Origin of the sequence: Okeania sp. SIO2C9 (assembly GCF_010672455.1) — a bacterium.
Classification (GTDB): Bacteria; Cyanobacteriota; Cyanobacteriia; order Cyanobacteriales; family Microcoleaceae; genus Okeania.
On the sequence record NZ_JAAHGO010000265.1, the window covers coordinates 1 to 1,207 of the forward strand.

Consider the following 1,207-nt stretch of genomic DNA (forward strand, 5'->3'; position numbering starts at 1 on the left):
CTAAGCTTGGGACGATAAACAACCACTAATTGAGGACGGTCTGAACCTACTCTTCTCTCCCAGTGTTCAGGCATCGTAGCTACAGGAGCTTCATCCATCCTTAAGTGCATGAAGCACAATTGCTTATTCATTACCTCTAAACCACTGTCATTATCTCTAATTAGCAGGGTATTTCTTAGTACTGACCTACCATTTGTAAAGTCATCATCAGACTCTATATCACTAAAATATTCTCGAATTCTACGATTATGTGAAATGCTGATAACACGTTGAGTATACTCCCAACCTCTGGAATCTGACATAGTACTTACAGCCTCCAAGAATAATATCAATTATAGTTTATAAAAACTAGAACATCCTCTATTCATAATTATCTTTATCTTCAACTTGATGGTTCTGTGCCTGAGCAAGTTTATCCTTAACTTTGCTGAGAACTATTGCCTGAGGATGTAAAGAGTACTCTCTATGAAGGTTGCGATTTTTAGAAGCCTTCTTAGATTCACTAAATCGCTGATAGCCTTTCCTGATTAGCTCATCTAGAGTTTTGGACAACTTCTTGTAGTTTAGTGTACCATCCTTATTAAGAAAGAACTGCTCATAAGTTTGTCCAGTCTCATCCAGTAACTTTTTAAACTCCCGTTCCCAAGACTGCCACTGTTCAAAGGTTCTGAACTTGAATTGTGAGAGAGTAGCTTCTCGAAGTAACCTACCCTCATAATAGTTACAGCCCGGGAAGAGCTTGGTTTCTCCATGACTAGAGCTATAAAGTTTGACGTATTGAGCAGTCTTAAGAATTTTGCTTTGCAAATAAGTCTTGCCTCTAGAAACTCTGGTAGGGTCTTTCAATAGCTGTGTTAGAAATTCAAGAGCAGGATAGTAATCTTCTAAAACCTTGATTAACTGCTCACCTTCTAAATCCCAAACCTCACAAGGTTTATTTTGGTAAGACCTCATTTTAGGAATTAGAAAAGTATTAACGATTGATGGCAAATAGTTGGCAGAACCATGGAAAACGCAGGAATCATAAATTTCCTTAACCTCAAGTATGTAATGATTGACAACACTTAAACCAGGAAATAAATTCTTGAGGTGTTCAATAGCCTTATGTTCAATCCATTCCTTAGCTTCTTTATTAGTAAGTGATTTGGTTTCACCATTCTGACTTATCTTTAATCCTAGTAATCCCTCATCAACATAGGGTGATATC

At 37.2% G+C, this 1,207-nt stretch carries 2 protein-coding genes; both read right to left on the bottom strand.

Translation table 11 applies throughout. The annotated features are described in order from the left end of the window. Nucleotides 1–302, bottom strand: a 302-nt coding sequence (locus F6K23_RS40880) for a hypothetical protein (RefSeq protein ID WP_293166976.1), incomplete at its 3' end; no start/stop codon positions are given. Nucleotides 303–360: 58 nt separating this feature from the next. Continuing rightward, on the bottom strand, nt 361–1,207 hold an 847-nt coding region (locus F6K23_RS40885; RefSeq protein ID WP_293166978.1), incomplete at its 5' end, for a hypothetical protein.